Annotated in this window: 1 protein-coding gene and 3 pseudogenes; 3 read left to right on the top strand and 1 reads right to left on the bottom strand. The window is 65.2% G+C overall.

Features of this window, described 5'->3' with window-relative positions; genetic code table 11:
- Positions 1 to 202 precede the first annotated feature (202 nt).
- The 3 genes and pseudogenes from IF89_RS0135145 to IF89_RS50045 form a co-directional block, all read left to right on the top strand.
- Positions 203 to 769, top strand: a complete 567-nt coding sequence (locus IF89_RS0135145) for a GNAT family N-acetyltransferase (protein WP_030777093.1) — start codon at positions 203 to 205, stop codon at positions 767 to 769.
- A 395-nt stretch (positions 770 to 1164) separates the two neighbouring features.
- Positions 1165 to 1561 (top strand): annotated as a pseudogene (locus IF89_RS43875) (IS5/IS1182 family transposase); the annotation flags it as partial.
- Between the two features lie 25 nt (positions 1562 to 1586).
- Positions 1587 to 1691, top strand: a pseudogene (locus IF89_RS50045) (IS6 family transposase); the annotation flags it as partial.
- A 140-nt stretch (positions 1692 to 1831) separates the two neighbouring features.
- Here IF89_RS50045 and IF89_RS48770 read toward each other — a convergent pair.
- Positions 1832 to 1960: pseudogene (locus IF89_RS48770) on the bottom strand (IS5/IS1182 family transposase); the annotation flags it as partial.

The raw sequence follows: 1960 nt of genomic DNA, 5'->3' as shown, positions 1-1960 counted from the left end.
CGCTCAGCTCGACACCGTCGCCGACATGCTCGGCACCCAGTTCCCGAAGGTCAAACAGATGCTGCTGGAGGCCAAGGACGACCTCACCGCGTTCGCGGCGGGGCCGCCAGACCTCCAACGCGTGCTCGCCCGCGCACCGCTTCACGCGGCGGCAGGCTATCTGGCATAAAGGCTGGACACGCGACCGATCTGGAGGCTCTCTGTGACAATCACATGGCGCAGGCTCGGCGAGTCCGACTTCCCGCAGCTGAGGAAGTGGCTGCTCGAGCCTCATGTCGCACGCTGGTGGAATCACGAAACGTCGCCCGAGGCGGTCGCACGCGACTTCGGGCCGGCGGCCCGGGGCGAGGAGCCTTCGGAGGACTTCCTCGTCGCTGTCGACGCAAACCCGGTCGCCCTGGTGCAGCGGTGCTGGATCGCCGATTATCCGCAGTACATCGGCGATCTGGCATCCCAGGCTGAGGTTCCCGGGCAGGCGATGACCCTCGACTACCTGATCGGTGACCCCCAGCTGACCGGCCGAGGGCTCGGCACACGCATCATCCAGGCGATCGTCGAGGCCACCTGGACCGACCACCCGGACGCGAAGAGCATCATCGTCCCTGTCCACTCCGCAAACCGCGCCTCCTGGCGGGTGCTGGAGAAGACCGGACTCCACCGCTACACCGAGGCATCCCTGGAACCGGACAACCCCATCGACGATCGCCTGCACTTCGTCTACCGAATTGACCGCCCGGCCTCTGACTACATGGCCAAGCTGCCGCTGTGACCACCCCGGCAAGCCCCGTCCTCCTCACGAGGGACCATGTGAACCCTGTCACCACATCCCGCCTTCCGGGGGAAGCTCAGTGCCGCACCCGCTCCACCGGGTTGAGGCCGGGCAAGCAGGCGCAATTGTCCTGGACCTCCGCCAGTAGTGCGCCCGCGTCCCAGGACGCCTCGCTGAGGAACTTCTGGATCCGGTGCGGGGTAGCGTGCCCGGCCCGCTCGGCCATCCTCCAGCCGTTCTTCCTGCTCAGACCCGACAGCAGAGATGACCCAACCCCGAGGTGAGCGCGGCGAGTCCCTCCGCCCACCCCTCCACATCCTCCGGCGCCACATTGCTCAGCATGACCAGTCAACGACGGGGAACGATCAGACCTCACAAGATCTGGGGCTGTAGTACTGGCTCACGTCAAGGAAGGCCGCACGCCCGACCGGCCTCGGTCATCGACACCCAAAGCGTGAAGACCCCCGCCAATGTGCCCCTGAACAACCAATCCAAGAGCTGAGTCGACACCGGCTTCAAGAACGCTGTCGTCGAGCATGGCGCCCAGCTCGGAATCGACGTCGAAGTAGTCAACAGAAACCCCGGAGTTCGCGGATTTCACATCGTGAAACGGCGCTGGGTAGGGGGGCGCAGCATCGGCTGGATCATGTGGATCATGATGCACCGGCGTCTCGCCCGCGACTGCGAGACCCTCACCACCAGCTCCGAAGCCATGATCCACATCGCCCCTATCGGCAATCTCGCCAAGCGTATAACGGGCGTACCGCGCAAACGTGGCAAGGAAGCTACTAGAACATAGAGGGCAATCCGCCTAGGCCGACGCCTTCTCATGGCCGCCCGCCGCCACCGCCTCGAGATGACCGTCCGCTTCACGATCTGGGACCAGATCACCGGCGTCGCCGGCATGCCCTCTGCGGCCTGAGCAACCAGCTGCCGACGGCCTTTCACGCCCTGACGATCACACCACCCACAACGTGACAGCACCGCGGGGGAGTGAGAATCTGACCGGCGTGCTCAACAGCAAGCGCGTGGCCCCTCTGACCCCAGCCAGACTGAGCTTGTTCAGGTGTGAGTCTCCTGGGTGAGGATGGCTTTGGTGATTGACGTGAGTCTGGTGGGGTGGCAGCGGGCTTTGCGGAGGATGCGCCAGGTCTTGGTCTCGGCGATGGCTCTCTCGACTGGCCGTCGGGG

Origin of the sequence: Streptomyces sp. NRRL F-2664 (assembly GCF_000719345.1) — a bacterium.
In the GTDB taxonomy this organism is placed as follows: Bacteria; Actinomycetota; Actinomycetes; order Streptomycetales; family Streptomycetaceae; genus Streptomyces.
The sequence above is the reverse complement of the archived record's forward strand: the minus strand, read 5'-3'. Positions and strand labels throughout refer to the sequence as shown.